Annotated in this window: 2 protein-coding genes; both read left to right on the top strand. The window is 60.9% G+C overall.

What is annotated here, in order from left to right; genetic code table 11:
• Positions 1–206 (top strand): hypothetical protein (locus ACLD9W_RS12205; RefSeq protein WP_410842264.1); only part of this gene is annotated, 206 nt, incomplete at its 5' end.
• 20 nt (positions 207–226) lie between these two features.
• Entirely contained in the window at positions 227–2905 is a 2679-nt protein-coding gene (mutS, locus tag ACLD9W_RS12200; RefSeq protein WP_410842263.1) for a DNA mismatch repair protein MutS, read from the top strand.
• Positions 2906–3148 lie beyond the last annotated feature (243 nt).

Here is a 3148-nt window from a genome sequence, read left to right as displayed (position 1 = left end):
AGCGCCGCCGAAGCAGCGAAGACGTGAACTATACAGAACCCGGCAAACTTCAGTCAAGCAGGGAAAACGGAAAAAATAAAGCAAATTTGTCATGTCAATGTGCGGAAAGGGAATTTTGTTCAGCCACGGGAAACAAAATCTGCAGGCCGTCTGAAAAAGCGCGGGCTTTTCAGGGCTGCTACAATACGCGGCTTTGTGATTTTTGATTTTGAAAGGCCGTCTGAAAATGAGCAAGCCCGCCGTTTCCCCGATGATGCAGCAGTATTTGGGCATTAAAGCCGACCACCAAGACAAATTGGTGTTTTACCGCATGGGCGATTTTTACGAGCTGTTTTTCGACGACGCGGTAGAAGCGGCCAAACTGCTCGATATCACGCTGACCACGCGCGGGCAGGTAAACGGCGAACCGGTGAAAATGGCGGGCGTGCCCTACCACGCGGCGGAACAATACCTGGCGCGGCTGGTTAAAATGGGCAAAAGCGTGGCCGTGTGCGAGCAGGTGGGCGAAGTCGGCGTGGCGAAGGGGCCGGTGGAGCGTAAAGTCGTCCGCATCGTCACCCCCGGCACGCTGACCGACTCGGCCTTATTGGAAGACAAAGAAACCAACCGCATCGTTGCCGTCTGCGCCGACAAAAAACGGCTGGGGCTGGCCTGGGCGTCGCTGCAAAGCGGCGAGTTCAAAACAAAAATCACCACACCCGACCGCCTTTCCGACGAACTCGCCCGCCTGCAGGCGGCGGAAATTCTGCTGCCCGACGGCAAATCCGCGCCCGAAATCACCCTGAAAGACGCCAACATCACCCGTCTCAACGCCTGGCAGTTTGCCGCCGACAGCGGTTTCGACCTCATCACCCGCTACTTCGGCGCGCAGGATTTGCGCGGCTTCGGCCTCGACCCCGACGAACACGCCCCCGCCATCGGCGCGGCCGGCGCCCTGCTCAACTACATCAAACTCACCCAATCCGGCCTGCCGCGCCACCTCGACGGCCTCTCCCTCGAAAGCGAAAGCCAATATATAGACATGGACGCCGCCACCCGGCGCAACCTCGAAATCACCGCCCCCCTCGGCAACAAAAAATCCCCCACCCTCTTTTCCGTCCTCGACACCTGCACCACCCACATGGGCAGCCGCCTGCTCGCCCTCTGGCTGCACCACCCCCTGCGCAACCGCGCCCACATCCTCGCCCGCCAGGAAGCCGTTGGCGCCCTGATGGAAAACGGCACCGAAGCCCTCAAAGGCCGTCTGAAAACCCTGTCCGACATCGAACGCATCGCCGCCCGCATCGCCGTCGGATCCGCCCGCCCGCGCGATCTGGCCGGACTGCGCGACAGCCTCGACACCCTCGCGCAAACCGAACTGCCCGCCTCCCCCCTCCTAGACACCCTGAAAAACATCTTCCCCGAAGGTACGCAGATTGCCGCCACCCTGCGCGCCGCCATCCTGCCCGAACCCGCCGTCTGGCTGCGCGACGGCGGCGTCATCAACCACGGCTACTCCCCCGAACTCGACGAACTGCGCCACATCCAAAACCACGGCGACGAATTCCTCCTCGCCCTCGAAGCCCGTGAGCGCGAGCGCACCGGCCTGACCACCCTCAAAGTCGAATACAACCGCGTCCACGGCTTCTATATAGAACTCTCCAAAATCCAAGCCGAACAAGCCCCCGCCGACTACCAACGCCGGCAAATCCTCAAAAACGCCGAACGCTTCATCACCCCCGAACTCAAAACCTTCGAAGACAAAGTCCTCACCGCCCAAGAACAAGCCCTCGCCCTAGAAAAAAAACTCTACGACCAACTCATTAAAGACCTGCAAAACCAACTCCCCCTGCTGCAAAAAACCGCCAAAGCCGCCGCCGCCCTCGACGTCCTCACCGCCTTTGCCGGACTTGCCGCCGAACACAACTACAGCCGCCCCGAATTCACCGACTACCCCGCCATCGACATTTCAGACGGCCGCCACCCCGTTATCGAACAACAAGTGCGCCACTTCACCGCCAACCACACCCGCCTCGACGACAAACACCGCCTCATGCTCCTCACCGGCCCCAACATGGGCGGCAAATCCACCTACATGCGGCAAACCGCCCTCATTGTCCTCCTGGCGCACACCGGCAGCTACGTCCCCGCCGCCGCCGCCAAAATCGGCCCCATCGACCGCATCTTCACCCGCATCGGCGCCTCCGACGACCTCGCCTCCAACCGCTCCACCTTCATGGTCGAAATGAGCGAAACCGCCTACATCCTCCACCACGCCACCCCCCAATCCCTCGTCCTCATGGACGAAGTCGGCCGCGGCACCTCCACCTTCGACGGCCTCGCCATCGCCCACGCCGTCGCCGAGCATCTATTGCGCAAAAACAAATCCTTCAGCCTCTTCGCCACCCACTACTTCGAACTCACCGCCCTGCCCGAAGCCCACCCCGCCGCCGTCAACATGCACCTGGCCGCCCTCGAAGAAGGCCGCGACATCGTCTTCCTCCACCACGTCGAACCCGGCCCCACCGGCAAAAGCTACGGCATCGCCGTCGCCAAACTCGCCGGCCTGCCCGCCCGCGCCCTCAAAGCCGCACAAAAACACCTCGAACACCTCGAAACCCAAGCCGCCGCCGCCCGCCCCCAACTCGACATCTTCTCCCTCCTGCCCGAAGAGAGGCCGTCTGAAAAAGAACACGGCCAAACCGATTTGTCCGACGGGGCAAACAGCCTTTCAGACGGCCTCCATACCCCCGCAGCCGAAAATTCCGAAAATACAAAAAGGCTGTCTGAAAACACACCGCCAAACCCAAACAGCGAAACCCTCATCCGCACCCTCGCCGACATCCGCCCCGACGAACTCACCCCCCGGCAAGCCCTCGACCTTATCTACCGCCTCAAAGCCCTCAGCAGCGAAAAGGCCGTCTGAAAACCGCGTAAGGTGCCGCCCCAAGGCGACACACACGTTCCATACAACACCCGTCACCTGCCAAAGGCCGTCTGAAAGCTCAGTAAGATATGGTTTCAAACGGCCTTTTATTTTTCCGCACAACTTCCCGCAACAACCCGAAACCGCGTGCGTCGCGGGGCGACACACCCTTGTATGTTCAAATCAGCGTACCATAGCAACCAAACAGGCCAGTCGCCTCGGAACGCACCCTAGGATTACACC

The organism is Neisseria sp. WLZKY-1, from assembly GCF_046546535.1.
In the GTDB taxonomy this organism is placed as follows: Bacteria; Pseudomonadota; Gammaproteobacteria; order Burkholderiales; family Neisseriaceae; genus Neisseria.
The sequence above is the reverse complement of the archived record's forward strand: the minus strand, read 5'-3'. Positions and strand labels throughout refer to the sequence as shown.

What these genes read in the sequence shown, in the direction of transcription:
- mutS (WP_410842263.1), top strand. Translation starts at nt 227, where the DNA reads ATGAGCAAGCCCGCCGTTTCCCCGATGATGCAGCAGTATTTGGGCATT.